We start from the raw sequence: 15,084 nt of genomic DNA on the forward strand, positions 1-15,084 counted from the left end.
TCCCGGTCGAAGCGGCATTGTAAATTAAACATCACCAGAAAGTTAATTTACTTGTCGTTTTTCTGCGTGCCGAGTCGCAGCCCTCAGACATGTTTTTCCAGTGTGAAGACCACCACGCCATAGGGCATGATCTCCGCCACCGCACACTCAAAATCCACCGCACCGTTGGTGAGGCGCACTTTGCCGCCCGGCAGACGCACCACATCAAACACATCCAGCGTATCGTCAATACTGATAAACCAGCGGCCGTTGCCAATTTTTTGCGCGCGAGTATCCACCAGCCAGCCCGCATTCAGCCCTTCAATAAAATTCAGGCCGTCGGTGGAAGATGGTGCGAGGCTGCGATCCAGCGACCAGACTCCCGCTTCTTTTAGCTCGCCAGATTCATGGCGAAATTTCGGAATGCTCAGCGCCGCGTCATTTTGCACTGTGTCCGCCGCTGCGGGGTACATTTCGCCTTTGCCCGTGGCCAGCCAGCCTAAAGAGACGCCGGTATCCAGTGCGCAAGTCACCACCACATCGCCAGGGAAAAACTCACGTCGCACCCAGGTGCTGATGGTGCCGGAAGAGATATCCAGTAAATCCCCCAGCTCTTTTTGCATCTCGAACCCGTACGCATCAAGGATACGGCGCAGCACCGGACGCCCGCCGGTCGACAAAATTTCGTCGTACAGCGCTTTGCCTTTCGGCACTGGCTTATCGGTTAATTTCGCATTTGCAAATTCACCATTCACCAGCCAGTGCAGGTCTGCGCCAGTGTCGAGTGCGCATTTGACCACCGCTTTATACGGCACGCTATCGCGCTGGATCCAGCTGCTGATATTGTTCGCCGGCACATCCAGCGCCTCCGCGAGCGCCTTCTGGCTGGAGACGGAATAGGACGCGGCAATGCGCTCAATCACATCTTGAACACTCATCTTATTTTCACTCATGGACACCAACATCGAAAAAGTGATTTACACAATCGCATTTGCGATTTATATTGCTATGCATCGACCAAAAAGCACAGCTTCGCAGTACATTTTAAACAACAGGAGATAATGCGATATGTCAGATGCAAAATCAACGCCGTCGCATCCATTATCCGGCTTTCAAATGCAATCCAGGCGTTTTTCGCACAGCCGGACAAAGACATGGTTGCCAACCCTCTTTCCGGTGCCGTATGCATCGATTCGCGTATCGATACTTCCGCTAATGAGTAAAAAAGTACCCGCGGCAATCCATAGCCAGAGCGAATGTCAGCGGGATCAGCAATACGCTAAGTACATATCGCTGAGTCGGCTTATCGACAACGAATCTGACACCCACGGCACCGCAAAATGTCGCGATGTGCAGATGAATGCCAGCACCCTGCGCTTCGCCTTTACTCACCAGGAAAAGTGCCGCCACGGCGTTAAACGCACTTTCGGCATGGCGTCATGCTGATTTTGCTTTTGCAAGCCAACACTATCACAGGAGGGTTTATGGCTATCACATCCCCTGTCGTGCATGTTCCGCTTAACACGTCAGAGCGGCTAAGCGGGTTGAACCATATCGCCGAACTTCGCGGGCGCTTATGGGGCGATAACTGGAGCGACGTGGCACGCTTTATCGACGATCTGCGTGACCAGCGCGATGAACACGCAGAAGAGAATAACCGGGCGCTGGCGGCAATTTTCTTTCTCGCCAGAGTGCCTGCCGCGCGCCAGGCGCTCAACCCGCATGCATTAACGCGTGATGAGAAACGGGCGGTGATCGCCGCCATGAACCATTTCCGCGCAGTAGTAAGCCAGTTTCCGAAACGGCTCACCATGCCGCTGTAAACCCTAAATCCACAACCATGACGTCAACCCGTCGGGCATCCCTTTGCCCAAATTAAGGAGAAACACAATGAGAAAACAGCCACTCAACTCGCCGAACCACAGCCCGGAAGCGCTCGCGCTTCAACTGGCACAAGCGCGTAACATTGAGCGTCTGCGCTGCGCCGGCGTTATCTCTGCCCGTCTGGACGCACTGGCCGCATTCATCACCTCGCAACGCCTTGAATGGCACGATGCCGCTGAATTGTTGCGCCAGGAAGCCAGCCACATCGACAACCAGGCGCAGGAGTTGCACTAATGGCCGACGAAATGGATCTCGCCCAGCAACGCGAGATAGAAGAGCGCGAACGGCATATTCAGCATGCGCGTAATCGCTTGTTAGCCCCCTCAAGGCTGACGTGTGAAAGCTGCGATGCGCCAATTCCACAAGCGCGGCGTATGGCGCTGCCCGGCGTAACCTGTTGCGTTTGTTGCCAGCAGATTGCCGAACAGAAAGACAAGCACTACAGGAGACGCTAAGTGTCCGTCACCTGGGCTTATCCGTGGAATGCGCCGCGTTCAGCTATCTCCAGCCCCTTGCTCACTCATGCTGAGCTGCATCGCCGCAATCGTCATATTGCGGCGGTGTTGCAGGCGCGTCAGGCGCTGGCGCTACAGCCGGAGTGCGTGCGCATTTCGCTCACCCGTGCAGCGGATACGATAGAAAAAGAGCACGGCATGGCGCGTGCTGAGGCTTTTCTGCTGCATTTTTACCGCCGAATGTTGCCAAGGATCAACGCGGTGGCACAGCACTATCAACTGAGCCATTTACAGCCGCGCGTCTCCAAAGCGGTGTTCAATGGTCATTTCGACACGGTTATTCAGCAGGGGCTGGCGCACCGCTTAGTCTCGCTGTTTAGCCGCTATAACCAATTGCCGGATATGAACAAAGCCCCTGTCGACAGGCTGGCGGCAGACATCGCCAACTTTATTCGTGGCGAATTGGCAGAACACGACGACACAAGCGCAACGGAGCTGAAAACGCTGCATCGCTGGTATCTGCACGCAGGCACCATCGCCTTGCAATTTAACGTTACCCCGCCGCACTGGCAGCGCGTAACGCAAAAAGTCGTCAGCGCGGAAGATATCGCTCCGGCAATCATGCGCCTGTTCAGCGAACAGTGGTGGCGCGGACATCTGCGCAAAGCCGCCGCGCAGTGGCGCGAGCATTTGCATATTGCACTTGGCAATGTCAGCAAGAAAAAGCAGCCCTACGCCAGCGCGCAGTGCGTCACCGCCTGGCGCGAGCAAAAACGGCGCAACCGTGAGTTTCTCAAAAGCATGGAGCTGGAAGATGAAGAGGGAAATCGCATTAGCCTTATCGATAAACACGACGGTTCAGTCGCCAACCCGGCGATCCGACGCTGTGAGCTAATGACGCGCCTTCGCGGTTTCGAAACCCTCTGCCAAAACCTCGGCTACGTAGGCGAGTTTTACACCTTGACAGCGCCTTCGGCCTGGCACGCGACAACGCGCGCGGGCTACCGCAACCGGAAATGGAACGGTGCCAGCCCGGCGCAAACCCAGAGCTATTTCACCGGTCTGTGGGCGCGAATCCGCGCGAAGCTGCACCGCAACGGATTGCGCGTTTTCGGCATTCGCGTGGCGGAGCCCCATCACGACGGCACTCCGCACTGGCACCTGCTGCTGTTTATGCAGCCGCAGGAGGTTTCCCGCGTGCGCGAGATCGTGCGTGATTTCGCCTGCCAGCAAGACCACCACGAGCTGAGTAGTGCGAAAGCGCAACAGGCACGCTTTCACGCCGAAATTATCGATGCGTTAAAAGGCAGCGCGACGGGTTATCTGGCGAAATATATCGCTAAAAATATCGACGGTTATGCGCTGGATGGCGAAACCGACGTTGAGAGCGGTGCATTGCTAAAAGAGAGCGCCTGCGCGGTCTGTGCATGGGCCACGCGCTGGCGTATCCGCCAGTTTCAGTTTATTGGCGGCGCGCCGGTCACCGTTTATCGCGAGCTACGCAAACTGACCGATAACGATGCCGCACGCGGATTAAGCGTGGAATTTGCACAGGTGCATGAAGCCGCCGATTGCGGCGACTGGGCAGGTTATGTCAACGCGCAAGGTGGGCCGTTCGTTAAACGCGATGAGGTGCAGGTGCGCACCCTTTATGAAGCAGACGGCGATATGAATCAGTATGGCGAAGAGACGCTGCGCGTACGCGGAGTGTATGACAACGCGGTTGGGAGCGGTTCGCCGCTGCTGACGCGGCTGAAAAAGTGGAAGATCGTGCCGAAGCGTGCGCAGGAAAACGTGCCGAACACCGCCCTTTCTTGGAGTTCTGTCAATAACTGTACGCCCTTCGAGCCGGGTAAGCGGTTAAACAGGCGCCAGCGTCGGCAACTTACCGCCTGGCTGCGCAGCGATATTCTGCAGGCGCGCAAACACACGCCAAAAAGCGCTATCTGTACTGGCAGAAATATCAGGGAAATAGCTGGAAACACTGGGTTTGAGGCGCTACCAGAAAGCCACAATGGTTTTCTTTATCAGCAACATAGAGATGGAAAGAAATAATTATCGCTTCCCATTAATAATCGGCCTATGATACTGTATAAACATACAGTACAAGAAATTCATGAGAGGGATTCATGGTCTCTGAGCGACTAAATCAGACTCAGCACAAATGGGCATGCGTGCAATTCATTGCCGAGGTGTCTTTGCTGGCTAACTGCAAACCGTCCGATCTGAAACTGGCGCTGAGTCTGATTGCGGACCTGGCCAACAGCGAAAACACCACCGACGAGGATGAAAACATTTTCTACCAGGCCGAATAGCGCCCCACCACATCCCCTCCCGGCAGTTAGCGCTGCCCTTCCCTTGATGCGCCAGCGGCAGTGCTGCCTGGTGCATTTGTGCTTTGCTTTTCTCCCTGCGCACACCTGTTGTGCCAGCGCTTAACCAGCCCCGAAAGATAGCGTCCATCGCCTGTGGTCAGGAAACTTAACCATGGGGAAAAACCTTCCTGATGGAAAGAGACGCGAACGATGAATGTGAAAACACAACAAGGCGATACCCTCGACCTCCTTTGCCTGCGTTATTACGGGCGTACCGCATCAATGGTCGAAACGGTGCTCGCCGCCAACCCAGGGCTCGCCGATCTGGGCGTTATTTTGCCTTATGGCACCACGGTCAACCTGCCGGAAGTACAGACGCAAACTATCAAAGAGACGGTGAATCTATGGGGCTGACCATCGAAAAAGTCACCTCATCGCTGGCGTACTGGATAAGCGTGGCGCTGACCTTTTTTGGCGCCATGACCCCGCAAGACTTCGCCGCCTATTTTGGCGCGCTGGGCGTTGCCGTTACCGTGGCGGTGAACTGGTACTACCGCCGCAAAAGCTATCTGTTCCTCCAGTCCTGCGCGTCAACCCAGGAGGTGATGAATGGGATTACCCGTAAAACGCTGTAGCGCGGCGGCGGTGTTGGCGCTGGCGGTGTTATTGCCAGATTTCCGCTTACTGAAAACCTCGCCGCAGGGGCTGGCGCTGATTGCCAATCTTGAAGGTTGCCGCCTGCGCCCCTACCAGTGCAGCGCCGGAGTCTGGACATCCGGCATTGGCCACACTGCGGGCGTTATACCAACGCGCGATATCAGTGAAAAAGAGGCGGCGAGCAACCTTGTCGCCGACGTATTACAGGTTGAGAGCAGGCTGGCACAGTGCGCACCGGTAACGATGCCGCCGCAGGTGTATGACGCGGTGGTCAGCTTCACCTTTAACGTTGGCAGCGGCGCGGCTTGCCGCTCAACGCTGGTTTATTTTCTCACCAAAAAACAGTGGCAACAGGCCTGCGATCAGCTGCCGCGCTGGGTGTTTATCAAGGGCGTGCGTAACGCCGGGCTGGAAAACCGCCGCCAGCGCGAACGCGGCTGGTGCCTGCAGGGGGCGCAATGAATGTTCGCCTCATTGCCCTGTTGGTAGCCTCACTGGGCCTGCTGTGGCTGGTGCAGCAAAACCATTCGCTGAGCGCCTCGCTGGCGCAATCCCGCCAGCTTGCGCGTGAGCAAAACAGCGCCATCACGCAGCTAAAAGCGCAACTGAGCGCCGCCACAACGCTGGCAGATAAAAACCAGCAGGCGCAGGTCGCATTGCGTTTACAACTGGATGCCGCCAGCACGCAAGCGGTGCGGCGCGAACAATCTATTACGAGGTTACTCAATGAAAATGAGGCATTTCGTCGCTGGTACAGCGCTGAGTTACCTGATGCTGTGCGCCGGGTGCACCAGCGCCCCGCCTGCCCTTCCGCCGGTCACTGTTTACAACAGTTGCCCGCTGGTCAGCCTGTGTCCGATGCCGGGAAGTACTCCGCAAACTAACGGCGATTTGAGCGCCGATATCCGCCGACTGGAGTTCGCGCTGGAACAGTGTGCGCTCCAGGTCGAAACCCTTAAACATTGCCAGGATGAGATCAATGCTAAAACCCAATACGCTGCGCACCGCGCTGACTGACGCCGTTCCGGCGCTGCGCGATAACCCCTCAATGCTGCGCCTGTGGGTGGACAAAGGCAGTAATACCGCCACCCTCGCCAACTCTCTGTCATTTGAAAAACAGTTCAGCCTCAATGTCGCCGTCAGCGGTTTTGCCGGTGATATCGATGCGCTGTTTGTGCCGGTGATGGCATGGCTACGTGATAACCAGCCCGACATCCTCACCGCCGAAGCCGGTCGCAAAGGCAGCTTCAGTTGGTCGCTGGTAGCGAATACCGATAGCACGCAGGATCTGACAATGGTGCTGCAACTAACTGAGCGCACCAGAGTGACGGAAATTGACGGTACGCTGCATGCTGAAACGCTGCCGGAACCGCTGCCACCCGCGTTTGTGACTCGCCCGACCGAGCTTTATATCAACGGTGAGCTGGTGAGCCGCTGGCCTGCCTGAATCGCCCTGCGTTGTGTCAAAAACCGGACAGCCTTGTCCGTTTCTCAACGCCCGTAACGCATAGGATGATTTCCGTTATGAATAGACAACTCTCGCTTCAGGAACTGGCCCGTTTGCTGCGCAATATGATCCGCACCGGGATAATCGTTGATATCGATCTGAACAGCGGGCGCTGCCGGGTGCAGACCGGTGGCCTCGTAACACAATGGTTGCAATGGTTAACGCACCGCGCCGGACATTCACGGAGCTGGTGGGCACCCTCCGTTGGCGAACAGGTTTTGCTGCTGGCGGTCGGCGGCGAACTCGACACCGCGTTCGTGCTGCCGGGGATCTTCTCCGATGACAATCCGGCCCCTTCGGCATCCGCCGAGGCCTTACATGTCGCCTTTCCCGATGGCGCTGTCGTCGAATATGAACCGAAAACCAGCGCGTTAACGGTGAGCGGCATTAAAACCGCCACCATCAGCGCCTCGCAATCCCTAACCGCCACCGTGCCGGACGTGCGGGTGACAGCCACTACCCGCATCACGCTGGATACGCCGGAAGTGGTCTGCACCAACAAGCTCATCACCGGCACGCTGGAGGTGCAAAAAGGCGGCACGATGAGCGGCAACATCGAGCACAGCGGCGGATCTCTCACCTCCAACGGCAAAGTGTTGCATACCCATAAACACCCCGGCGATAGCGGCGGCACAACAGGAGCGCCTTTATGACAGTTCGTTACAGCGGGTTAAACCGCAGCACCGGCAAGCGTCTTACCGACACCGAGCACATCCGCCAGAGCATCAGCGATATTTTGCGCACGCCGATAGGCTCCAGAGTAATGCGCCGCGATTACGGCTCGTTGCTGTTTGAGATGATCGACCAGCCGCAAACCCCGGCGCTGACGCTGCAAATCCAGGCCGCCTGTTACATGGCGCTGTTGAAATGGGAGCCGCGCATCACGTTAAGCGCGGTCACCACCGAGCGCCAGTTCGACGGCAAATTGCTGGTCAACCTGACCGCGCAACTCGCCAGCACCGGCGAATCCCTTTCATTAACCCTTCCAGTGAGTTAAAACCATGCCGATTATCGATCTGAGCCAACTGCCAGCGCCGGATGTGGTCGAGGAGCTTGATTATGAGGCTATCCTCAACGACCGCAAAGCGACGCTGGTTTCCCTGTTTCCCGCCGATGAACAAGAAGCACTGGCGCGCACGCTGGCGCTGGAGTCCGAACCGCTGACCAAGTTTTTGCAAGAGAACACCTACCGTGAAGTGATGTGGCGCAGCCGCGTTAACGAAGCGGCCCGCGCGGTGATGTTGGCTTACGCCGCCGGCAACGATTTGGATGTAATGGCCGCCAACAGCAACACGGCACGGCTGGTGATTTTGCCCGCCGACGACAGCACCATTCCACCAACGCCAGCGGTGATGGAGTCTGATAAAGATCTGCGTCTGCGCGCGCAACAAGCGTTTGAAGGGCTAAGCGTCGCCGGGCCGGAAGGCGCTTACGAGTACCATGGTCGTAGCGCCGATGGACGCGTTGCCGATATCTCGGTCATCAGCCCGAACCCGGCGTATATCACCATTTCCGTGCTGTCCCGCGAGGGAGATGGCAGTGCCAGCGATGAACTGATCGCCATCGTGAATAAAGCACTAAACGCCGAAGATGTGCGCCCGGTGGGCGACCGCGTGACGGTGCAAAGCGCAGAGATTGTGCCCTACCAGATTAACGCCACGCTCTACTTCTACCCAGGGCCGGAATCGGAACCGATTCGCCAGGCGGCTGAACAGCAGCTAAAAGCCTATATCAACGCGCAACGGCGTTTAGGGCGCGATATCCGCCAGTCGGCGATTTACGCCGCGCTGCATGTCGAAGGCGTACAGCGGGTAGAACTGAGCACACCGCAAAGCGATCTGGTGCTGGCAAAAAATCAGGCCTCTTACTGCACAGCCTGGAGCATTACCGCCGGAGGCACTGATGAGTGATGACCGTCTGTTGCCTGTTGGCTCATCCGTTCTTGAGGTGGCAGCGGCAAAAGCGGCGGCAGACATTGAGCGCGTGCCGGTGCCGCTGCGCACGTTGTGGGATCCACAAACGTGCCCGGCGGAGCTGCTGCCTTATCTGGCCTGGGCGCTCTCTGTCGACCGCTGGGATTTTACCTGGCCCGAAGCGACCAAGCGCAAAGTGATTGCCGCTTCATTCTTCGTTCATCAGCACAAAGGTACGCGCAGCGCGCTACGCCGGGTGGTTGAGCCACTCGGTTTTCTGATTGAGCTGCGCGAATGGTGGGAGGACAACGCCGAACCGGGCACCTTTAAACTGGTGATTGGCGTGCAGGAGAACGGCATTACCGAAGAGATGTACCTCGAACTGGAGCGGCTAATTAATGATGCCAAACCGGCGAGCCGCCACCTGACCGGGTTAAATATCAGCCTGAGCAGCAACGGGGAGTTTTATGTCGGCGCCGGTTGCTACCTGGGCGAAGAGCTGACCGTCTACCCCTACACACCGGAAGAGATCACGGTCGGCGGTGAGTATTACCCTGCTTCAGCGGTTCACCTGATTGATGATGTCATCATCTCTTAACCACGCCACATCAGACAAAACGGGCTGCGGCCCGTTTTTTTATACCCGCCTCGTTGTGCCAGCGGGCAGCCAACTCCGCCTGATAGCGTTCGCCTGTCGCTGAACGGAAAATGACTTCTGCACTGATTCATCACCCAACAACCTGAGAGTTAACGCATGACTGCAAAATTCTTTGCCATTCTGACCAATCAGGGGGCCGCGAAGCTGGCGAACGCCGCGTCGCTTGGCACAAAGCTTAACCTTACGCAGATGGCGCTCGGCGATGCCAATGGCGTACTGCCCACGCCCGATGCGGCGCAAACTCAGTTGATTAACCAGAAGCGAATTGCCCCGCTGAACCGCCTCTCCGTTGATCCGAATAACACCAATCAGATCATTGCCGAACAGGTGATCCCGGAGAACGAAGGCGGCTTCTGGATCCGTGAAATTGGCCTTTACGACGATGACGGCGTGCTGATTGCCATCGCCAACTGCCCGGAAACCTATAAACCGTTGTTGCAGGAAGGCAGCGGACGCACGCAGACGATTCGCATGGCGCTGATTGTTTCATCGACCGCAGCCGTGACGTTGAAAATTGACCCATCGGTGGTGCTGGCCACGCGTAAATACGTCGATGATAAAGTTATCGAAGTGAAGGCCTATTCGGACGATCTGCTGAAACAGCATGTCGCCGCTGCCAACCCGCATCCGCAATATGCACCGCTTGCCAGCCCGGTATTTACCGGCGTGCCTACCGCCCCGGATACGCACATCGGCAACTATGGCCAGCAGATAGCTAATACCAAATATGTTCGCGATGTCATTGCCGACTACGATGGCATTTTCCCTGTGGGCTCCCCCGTTGCCTGGCCGCAGGCAACGGTGCCAGCAGGCTGGTTTAAATGTAATGGCGCGGCGTTTGATAAAGCCAAATATCCCAAACTGGCGCTGGCGTACCCATCCGGTGTTATTCCCGATCTGCGCGGCGAGTTCCTTCGTGGCTGGGATGATGGGCGTGGCATGGATGCCGGACGAACACTACTTTCGGCACAGGCCGATGAATTGAGAGCGCATAACCACCGATTTATTAACGAATACGCTACGCCGACCGTAAGAATTATTGCTTTTACAGATGAAAACAGTGAAGGCGTGGATGGTTCCGTTACGCCTGGCAAGCGGGCATGGACGTATATCTGGATGGAAAATACCGGTGGCGCGGAAACCCGCCCGCATAACATCGCATTTAACTACATCGTGAGGGCTGCATAATGACGCAAGCGACACTGAATCAGAACCTGATTGCTACCGTTGCCGGGGAGCAAATCGTCTACAACTTTGCAGCAGATACGCGCGAATATCGTTCGAGCTCGGTGGAGTACCTGGCTGTCGGCGTTGGCATTCCGGCAAACGCTGCCATTGATGCGCCGCTCGCGGTGAAAAGTGGTTTTGCGGTTTGCCGCAAGGCAGATTTTAGCGGCTGGGAATACGTTGCCGATCATCGCGGCGAAACGGTTTATGAGATCGCCAGCGGCAAGCAGAAGCAACTGGATAAACTGGGCGATTACCCAGCAGATGTTACGCCGCTTGTGCCAGCGACGCCTTACGATAAGTGGAACAGCAGCAAATGGGTAACCGATAACGCCGCACAGCAGGCGGCGCTTGTCACCGGGGCGGAACAGAAAAAAACGCAGTTACTGAGTGAGGCAAAAAACACCATCAGCCTGTGGCAGACCGAGTTGCAGCTCGGCATCATCAGCGATGACGATAAAGCCCGGCTGATTGCCTGGTTGCAGTACATCAAGCTGCTCCAGGCGGTGGATACCGCAACGGCACCGAATATCAACTGGCCGCAACAGCCGCAATAACACCAGACGGGCTACGGCCCGTTTTTTCATTTGCAGTTGTCCTGCCTGCAAACCAACCCCAACCGATAGCCCTGCCTGATGCGCTCACCGGAAAATAGTGCCCACGTTTCCGACAACTGAGAGTGAACGCATGACCGCGAAATATTACGCTATTCTGACCAATCAAGGTGCAGCGAAGCTGGCAGCAGCCACCGCGCTTGGCACGCAAATCCATATCACACAAATGGCCGTCGGCGACGGCAATGGTTCCCTGCCAACGCCCGACGCCACACAAACCCAGTTGCTCAACCAGAAGCGCATCGGTGCGGTGAACACGCTCACTGTCGATACGGCCAACGCAAATCAGATCATTGCCGAACAGGTGATCCCGGAAAACGAAGGGGGTTACTGGATCCGCGAAATGGGGCTTTTTGATGACGATGGCGTGTTGATTGCCATTGCCAACTGTCCGGAAACGTACAAGCCGTTGTTACAGGAAGGCAGTGGCCGCACGCAAACGATTCGTATGGCGCTGATTGTTTCGTCAACGGCTGCGGTAACGCTGAAAATCGACCCGTCGGTGGTGCTGGCGACGCGTAAATATGTCGATGATAAAGTTATCGAGGTAAAAGCCTATTCCGATAATCTGCTGACCGCACATCTTGCCGCTGTTGATCCGCACCCGCAATACCTGCAAATCGCCAATATTGCAAAATTTACGCCTGTCGGCGTACCGCTACCTTTTCCTTCAGCGACACCGCCGACGGGGTGGCTCAAATGTAATGGTGCCGAGTTTGATAAGGCAAAATATCCGGGGCTCGCCGCAGGATTTCCGTCTGGATATTTGCCTGATTTGCGTGGCGAGTTTATTCGCGGCTGGGCGGACGATGGTTCCTTAGATGCCGGACGGTCACTATTAAGTATCCAGGGCGACGCGATTCGCAATATTACCGGCATGCTTCCTTGCACTGCACCTTATGGATATGAGCAAGATGGACGAGGTGCATTATTTGGCGCCGCAAGTTTTGCTCACGGAGGAGGCTCGGTGGAATCTAAAGCGGGTGGGTACGGCATTGGATTTAACGCATCCATGGCAGTACCTACTGCTAATGAAAATCGCCCGCATAACATCGCATTTAACTACATCGTGAGGGCTGCATAATGACGCAAGCGACACTGAATCAGAACCTGATTGCCACCATTGCCGGAGAGCAAACCGTCTATAACTTTGCCGCCGATACACGCGAATATCGTTCGAGCTCGGTGGAGTACCTGGCTGTCGGCGTTGGCATTCCGGCAAACGCTGCCATTGATGCGCCGCTCGCGGTGAAAAGTGGTTTTGCGGTTTGCCGCAAGGCAGATTTTAGCAGCTGGGAATACGTTGCCGATCATCGCGGCGAAAAAATCTATGACATTCAAAGCGGGAAAGAGACGCAACTGAGCGAACTGGGTGATTACCCGGCAAACACCACACCGATTTCACCGGCGACACCTTACGATAAGTGGGACGGCAACAAATGGGTGACCGATAACGCCGCACAGCAGTCAGCGCTTGTCACCGGGGCGGAACAGAAAAAAACGCAACTGCTCAACGAAGCCAAAAACACCATCAGCCTGTGGCAGACCGAGTTGCAGCTCGGCATTATCGGTGATGACGACAAAGCCCGGCTGATTGAATGGTTGCAATACATCAAACAGCTCCAGACGGTGGACACCGCAACGGCACCAAATATCTCCTGGCCGGAAAAACCGCAATAACAAATAACATCCAACGGGCCCCGGCCCGTTTTTTTTGTCCACCGTGTTGTTTCATCCCCACGCCAACCCCGACAAATAGCGCGTTAGCGCTGTGTTCTGGAAAATAGCTCTCACCCCAACACCACGGAGTTAAACGGATGAGTGACTACCATCATGGCGTTCAGGTCGTTGAAATTAACGACGGCACACGCGTCATTTCCACTGTCTCAACCGCCATCGTCGGCATGGTTTGTACGGCCAGCGACGCCGATGCGGCAACCTTTCCACTGAATGAACCGGTGCTTATCACTAACGTGCAAAGCGCCATTGCCAAAGCGGGCGCCAAAGGTACGCTGGCATCGTCCTTACAGGCGATTGCCGATCAGGCGAAACCGGTGATCGTTGTGGTACGTGTCGCGGAAGGTAGCGGCGACGATGCCCAGGCGCAGACGATTTCCAACATCATCGGCACTACCGATGCAAACGGGAAATACACCGGCCTGAAAGCGCTGCTGACCGCTGAAGCGGTGACCGGCGTGAAACCGCGTATTCTTGGCGTGCCGGGTTACGACACCCAGGAAGTCGCAACCGCGCTGGCCCCCATCTGCCAGAAGCTGCGTGCTTTCGGTTACGTCAGCGCATGGGGCTGCAAAACCATTTCGGAAGCGATTAAGTACCGCGAGAATTTCAGCCAGCGCGAGCTGATGGTGATTTGGCCGGACTTCCTCGCCTGGGATACCGTCGCTAACGCCAGTACCACGGCATATGCCACTGCGCGCGCACTCGGCCTGCGCGCTTATATCGACCAGTCTGTTGGCTGGCACAAAACCCTGTCTAACGTCGGCGTTAACGGCGTGACCGGCATCAGCACACCGGTGTTCTGGGATTTGCAGGAATCCGGCACCGATGCAGATCTGCTGAACCAGGCAGGCGTCACTACGCTGATTCGTAAAGACGGCTTCCGTTTCTGGGGCAACCGTACCTGCTCGGATGATCCGCTGTTCCTGTTTGAAAACTACACCCGCACCGCGCAGGTCATTGCCGACACCATGGCAGACGCGCATATGTGGGCGGTGGACAAACCGATTACCGCAACGCTTATCCGCGACATCATTGATGGCATTAACGCGAAATTCCGCGAGCTGAAAAGCAACGGTTACATCGTGGATGCGACCTGCTGGTTCGACGAGTCCGCGAACGACGCCGAAACCCTGAAAGCCGGGAAACTGTATATCGATTATGACTATACGCCGGTCCCGCCACTGGAAAACCTGACCTTACGCCAGCGCATCACCGATAAGTACCTGGCGAACCTGGTTTCCTCGGTTAACAGCAATTAAGGAGCCTGATAAATGGCAATGCCGCGAAAACTGAAATACATGAACGTGTTCCTCAATGGCTACAGCTACCAGGGTGTCGCCAAATCTATCACGCTGCCGAAACTGACCCGCAAGCTGGAAAACTACCGCGGTGCAGGCATGAATGGCGTCGCACCGATTGATATGGGGCTCGATGAAGAGGCGATGTCAATGGAGTGGTCGCTGGGCGGCTTCCCGGATGAAGCCATCTGGGAACTGTATGGCGCAACCAGTGCCGACGCGGTGCCGATCCGCTTCGCGGGCTCTTACCAACGCGATGACACCGGTGAAACGGTGGCGGTTGAAGTGGTTATGCGTGGCCGCCAGAAAGAGATCGACACTGGCGAAAACAAGCCGGGTGAAGATACGGAATCCAAAATCTCCGTGGTTTGCACCTACTTCAAGCTGTCCATGGATGGCAAGGATCTGGTGGAAATCGATACCGTCAACATGGTTGAAAAAGTGAACGGCGTCGATCGTCTCGAACAGCACCGCCGCAATATCGGCCTGTAATGCCCACCCGGTCAGCCTGGCTGGCCGGGTTTTCCCCCGCAAAAGCAACGAGGATTTGTATGAGCCACGAAACTGATAACGTCATTACCCTGCAAACCCCGATTAAACGCGGCGAGCAGCTTATCGACTCGCTTACGCTGATGAAACCCAACGCCGGTACGCTGCGCGGTCTGAGTCTGGCGGCGGTGGCAAATGCCGAAGTAGACGCGCTGATTAAAGTGCTGCCACGTATTACCTCGCCTTCGCTTACCGAGCAGGAAGTGGGCGCGCTGGATCTGGCCGATATGGTTGCACTGGCGGGCAAGGTGGTCGGTTTTTTGTCACCAGCTTCGGGACAGTAAATTT

At 56.3% G+C, this 15,084-nt stretch carries 24 protein-coding genes; 23 read left to right on the top strand and 1 reads right to left on the bottom strand.

All coding sequences use genetic code 11. From position 1 onward, the window contains the following. Positions 1–83 precede the first annotated feature (83 nt). A complete protein-coding gene (locus tag ACFX4O_RS19040) occupies positions 84–932 on the bottom strand; it encodes a phage repressor protein CI (RefSeq protein WP_380210457.1) in 849 nt (282 codons plus the stop codon). A gap of 115 nt (positions 933–1,047) precedes the next feature. Here ACFX4O_RS19040 and ACFX4O_RS19045 point away from each other — a divergent pair, with 115 nt between their 5' ends. The 23 genes from ACFX4O_RS19045 to ACFX4O_RS19155 all read left to right on the top strand — a co-directional run bounded on the left by ACFX4O_RS19045 (position 1,048) and on the right by ACFX4O_RS19155 (position 15,080). Continuing rightward, positions 1,048–1,425 carry a hypothetical protein gene (locus ACFX4O_RS19045; RefSeq protein WP_380210455.1) on the top strand — a complete coding sequence of 126 codons (378 nt, stop codon included), beginning with the start codon at positions 1,048–1,050 and terminating at the stop codon, positions 1,423–1,425. 38 nt (positions 1,426–1,463) lie between these two features. Continuing rightward, positions 1,464–1,802, top strand: coding sequence for a DUF5347 family protein (locus ACFX4O_RS19050; protein ID WP_131413590.1), 339 nt, complete (start codon positions 1,464–1,466; stop codon positions 1,800–1,802). Positions 1,803–1,869: 67 nt separating this feature from the next. Continuing rightward, on the top strand, positions 1,870–2,097 hold the full coding sequence (locus ACFX4O_RS19055) for a DUF2732 family protein (protein WP_380210453.1): 228 nt from the start codon (positions 1,870–1,872) through the stop codon (positions 2,095–2,097). Beyond that, positions 2,097–2,318 carry a TraR/DksA family transcriptional regulator gene (locus ACFX4O_RS19060; protein WP_380210451.1) on the top strand — a complete coding sequence of 74 codons (222 nt, stop codon included), beginning with the start codon at positions 2,097–2,099 and terminating at the stop codon, positions 2,316–2,318. The genes ACFX4O_RS19055 and ACFX4O_RS19060 overlap by 1 nt, the downstream gene beginning before the upstream one ends. Then, the gene (locus ACFX4O_RS19065) at positions 2,319–4,373 is read left to right on the top strand and encodes a replication endonuclease (protein WP_380210449.1); all 2,055 of its coding nucleotides are present in this window, start codon (positions 2,319–2,321) and stop codon (positions 4,371–4,373) included. It begins immediately after the preceding gene. 74 nt (positions 4,374–4,447) lie between these two features. Continuing rightward, complete coding sequence (locus ACFX4O_RS19070) at positions 4,448–4,633, top strand: hypothetical protein (RefSeq protein ID WP_131413586.1); 186 nt, start codon at positions 4,448–4,450, stop codon at positions 4,631–4,633. A 210-nt stretch (positions 4,634–4,843) separates the two neighbouring features. Beyond that, complete coding sequence (locus ACFX4O_RS19075) at positions 4,844–5,047, top strand: tail protein X (protein WP_380210447.1); 204 nt, start codon at positions 4,844–4,846, stop codon at positions 5,045–5,047. Further along, the gene (locus tag ACFX4O_RS19080; RefSeq protein ID WP_017459945.1) at positions 5,038–5,268 is read left to right on the top strand and encodes an HP1 family phage holin; all 231 of its coding nucleotides are present in this window, start codon (positions 5,038–5,040) and stop codon (positions 5,266–5,268) included. The genes ACFX4O_RS19075 and ACFX4O_RS19080 overlap by 10 nt, the downstream gene beginning before the upstream one ends. Beyond that, positions 5,243–5,752 (top strand): lysozyme, encoded by a 510-nt coding sequence (locus ACFX4O_RS19085; RefSeq protein WP_380210445.1) that lies wholly within the window; start codon positions 5,243–5,245, stop codon positions 5,750–5,752. Before ACFX4O_RS19080 ends, ACFX4O_RS19085 begins: the two co-directional genes overlap by 26 nt. Continuing rightward, entirely contained in the window at positions 5,749–6,174 is a 426-nt protein-coding gene (gene lysB / locus ACFX4O_RS19090; RefSeq protein ID WP_380210443.1) for an Rz-like lysis system protein LysB, read from the top strand. The genes ACFX4O_RS19085 and lysB overlap by 4 nt, the downstream gene beginning before the upstream one ends. Further along, complete coding sequence (gene lysC, locus ACFX4O_RS19095) at positions 6,062–6,307, top strand: Rz1-like lysis system protein LysC (protein ID WP_380210441.1); 246 nt, start codon at positions 6,062–6,064, stop codon at positions 6,305–6,307. Before lysB ends, lysC begins: the two co-directional genes overlap by 113 nt. Then, on the top strand, positions 6,270–6,737 hold the full coding sequence (locus ACFX4O_RS19100) for a phage tail protein (protein WP_380210439.1): 468 nt from the start codon (positions 6,270–6,272) through the stop codon (positions 6,735–6,737). The genes lysC and ACFX4O_RS19100 overlap by 38 nt, the downstream gene beginning before the upstream one ends. Before the next feature lie 77 nt (positions 6,738–6,814). Continuing rightward, complete coding sequence (locus tag ACFX4O_RS19105; RefSeq protein WP_380210437.1) at positions 6,815–7,450, top strand: phage baseplate assembly protein V; 636 nt, start codon at positions 6,815–6,817, stop codon at positions 7,448–7,450. Then, a complete protein-coding gene (locus tag ACFX4O_RS19110; RefSeq protein WP_131413579.1) occupies positions 7,447–7,794 on the top strand; it encodes a GPW/gp25 family protein in 348 nt (115 codons plus the stop codon). The genes ACFX4O_RS19105 and ACFX4O_RS19110 overlap by 4 nt, the downstream gene beginning before the upstream one ends. Before the next feature lie 4 nt (positions 7,795–7,798). Then, a complete protein-coding gene (locus tag ACFX4O_RS19115) occupies positions 7,799–8,707 on the top strand; it encodes a baseplate assembly protein (RefSeq protein WP_380210435.1) in 909 nt (302 codons plus the stop codon). Next, positions 8,700–9,308, top strand: a complete 609-nt coding sequence (locus ACFX4O_RS19120; RefSeq protein WP_380210433.1) for a phage tail protein I — start codon at positions 8,700–8,702, stop codon at positions 9,306–9,308. The genes ACFX4O_RS19115 and ACFX4O_RS19120 overlap by 8 nt, the downstream gene beginning before the upstream one ends. 156 nt (positions 9,309–9,464) lie before the next feature. Continuing rightward, positions 9,465–10,556, top strand: a complete 1,092-nt coding sequence (locus ACFX4O_RS19125; protein ID WP_380210431.1) for a phage tail protein — start codon at positions 9,465–9,467, stop codon at positions 10,554–10,556. Then, the gene (locus tag ACFX4O_RS19130; protein WP_380210429.1) at positions 10,556–11,152 is read left to right on the top strand and encodes a tail fiber assembly protein; all 597 of its coding nucleotides are present in this window, start codon (positions 10,556–10,558) and stop codon (positions 11,150–11,152) included. The genes ACFX4O_RS19125 and ACFX4O_RS19130 overlap by 1 nt, the downstream gene beginning before the upstream one ends. 130 nt (positions 11,153–11,282) lie before the next feature. Beyond that, the gene (locus tag ACFX4O_RS19135; RefSeq protein WP_380210427.1) at positions 11,283–12,293 is read left to right on the top strand and encodes a phage tail protein; all 1,011 of its coding nucleotides are present in this window, start codon (positions 11,283–11,285) and stop codon (positions 12,291–12,293) included. Then, positions 12,293–12,889, top strand: a complete 597-nt coding sequence (locus ACFX4O_RS19140; RefSeq protein WP_380210426.1) for a tail fiber assembly protein — start codon at positions 12,293–12,295, stop codon at positions 12,887–12,889. Before ACFX4O_RS19135 ends, ACFX4O_RS19140 begins: the two co-directional genes overlap by 1 nt. Positions 12,890–13,026: 137 nt before the next feature. Further along, a complete protein-coding gene (locus tag ACFX4O_RS19145; RefSeq protein ID WP_380210424.1) occupies positions 13,027–14,208 on the top strand; it encodes a phage tail sheath protein in 1,182 nt (393 codons plus the stop codon). Between the two features lie 12 nt (positions 14,209–14,220). Then, complete coding sequence (locus ACFX4O_RS19150) at positions 14,221–14,739, top strand: phage major tail tube protein (protein ID WP_131413566.1); 519 nt, start codon at positions 14,221–14,223, stop codon at positions 14,737–14,739. Positions 14,740–14,798: 59 nt separating this feature from the next. After that, positions 14,799–15,080: a phage tail assembly protein gene (locus ACFX4O_RS19155; RefSeq protein ID WP_131413564.1), complete on the top strand. Its 282-nt coding sequence runs from the start codon at positions 14,799–14,801 to the stop codon at positions 15,078–15,080. The last annotated feature ends 4 nt before the right edge of the window (positions 15,081–15,084 follow it).

The organism is Kosakonia sp. YIM B13571 (genome assembly GCF_042788095.1).
Classification (GTDB): domain Bacteria; phylum Pseudomonadota; class Gammaproteobacteria; order Enterobacterales; family Enterobacteriaceae; genus Kosakonia; species Kosakonia quasisacchari.

Excerpts from the sequence above, each read along its gene's own strand:
- lysB (WP_380210443.1), top strand. The coding sequence starts at position 5,749 with ATGAATGTTCGCCTCATTGCCCTGTTGGTAGCCTCACTGGGCCTGCTG.
- ACFX4O_RS19080 (WP_017459945.1), top strand. The coding sequence starts at position 5,038 with ATGGGGCTGACCATCGAAAAAGTCACCTCATCGCTGGCGTACTGGATA.
- ACFX4O_RS19145 (WP_380210424.1), top strand. The coding sequence starts at position 13,027 with ATGAGTGACTACCATCATGGCGTTCAGGTCGTTGAAATTAACGACGGC.
- ACFX4O_RS19060 (WP_380210451.1), top strand. The coding sequence starts at position 2,097 with ATGGCCGACGAAATGGATCTCGCCCAGCAACGCGAGATAGAAGAGCGC.
- ACFX4O_RS19125 (WP_380210431.1), top strand. The coding sequence starts at position 9,465 with ATGACTGCAAAATTCTTTGCCATTCTGACCAATCAGGGGGCCGCGAAG.
- ACFX4O_RS19150 (WP_131413566.1), top strand. The coding sequence starts at position 14,221 with ATGGCAATGCCGCGAAAACTGAAATACATGAACGTGTTCCTCAATGGC.
- ACFX4O_RS19130 (WP_380210429.1), top strand. The coding sequence starts at position 10,556 with ATGACGCAAGCGACACTGAATCAGAACCTGATTGCTACCGTTGCCGGG.
- ACFX4O_RS19120 (WP_380210433.1), top strand. The coding sequence starts at position 8,700 with ATGAGTGATGACCGTCTGTTGCCTGTTGGCTCATCCGTTCTTGAGGTG.
- ACFX4O_RS19070 (WP_131413586.1), top strand. The coding sequence starts at position 4,448 with ATGGTCTCTGAGCGACTAAATCAGACTCAGCACAAATGGGCATGCGTG.
- ACFX4O_RS19075 (WP_380210447.1), top strand. The coding sequence starts at position 4,844 with ATGAATGTGAAAACACAACAAGGCGATACCCTCGACCTCCTTTGCCTG.
- ACFX4O_RS19135 (WP_380210427.1), top strand. The coding sequence starts at position 11,283 with ATGACCGCGAAATATTACGCTATTCTGACCAATCAAGGTGCAGCGAAG.
- ACFX4O_RS19085 (WP_380210445.1), top strand. The coding sequence starts at position 5,243 with ATGGGATTACCCGTAAAACGCTGTAGCGCGGCGGCGGTGTTGGCGCTG.
- ACFX4O_RS19105 (WP_380210437.1), top strand. The coding sequence starts at position 6,815 with ATGAATAGACAACTCTCGCTTCAGGAACTGGCCCGTTTGCTGCGCAAT.
- ACFX4O_RS19115 (WP_380210435.1), top strand. The coding sequence starts at position 7,799 with ATGCCGATTATCGATCTGAGCCAACTGCCAGCGCCGGATGTGGTCGAG.
- ACFX4O_RS19100 (WP_380210439.1), top strand. The coding sequence starts at position 6,270 with ATGCTAAAACCCAATACGCTGCGCACCGCGCTGACTGACGCCGTTCCG.
- ACFX4O_RS19045 (WP_380210455.1), top strand. The coding sequence starts at position 1,048 with ATGTCAGATGCAAAATCAACGCCGTCGCATCCATTATCCGGCTTTCAA.
- ACFX4O_RS19040 (WP_380210457.1), bottom strand. The coding sequence starts at position 932 with ATGAGTGAAAATAAGATGAGTGTTCAAGATGTGATTGAGCGCATTGCC.
- ACFX4O_RS19110 (WP_131413579.1), top strand. The coding sequence starts at position 7,447 with ATGACAGTTCGTTACAGCGGGTTAAACCGCAGCACCGGCAAGCGTCTT.
- ACFX4O_RS19155 (WP_131413564.1), top strand. The coding sequence starts at position 14,799 with ATGAGCCACGAAACTGATAACGTCATTACCCTGCAAACCCCGATTAAA.
- lysC (WP_380210441.1), top strand. The coding sequence starts at position 6,062 with ATGCTGTGCGCCGGGTGCACCAGCGCCCCGCCTGCCCTTCCGCCGGTC.
- ACFX4O_RS19140 (WP_380210426.1), top strand. The coding sequence starts at position 12,293 with ATGACGCAAGCGACACTGAATCAGAACCTGATTGCCACCATTGCCGGA.
- ACFX4O_RS19050 (WP_131413590.1), top strand. The coding sequence starts at position 1,464 with ATGGCTATCACATCCCCTGTCGTGCATGTTCCGCTTAACACGTCAGAG.
- ACFX4O_RS19055 (WP_380210453.1), top strand. The coding sequence starts at position 1,870 with ATGAGAAAACAGCCACTCAACTCGCCGAACCACAGCCCGGAAGCGCTC.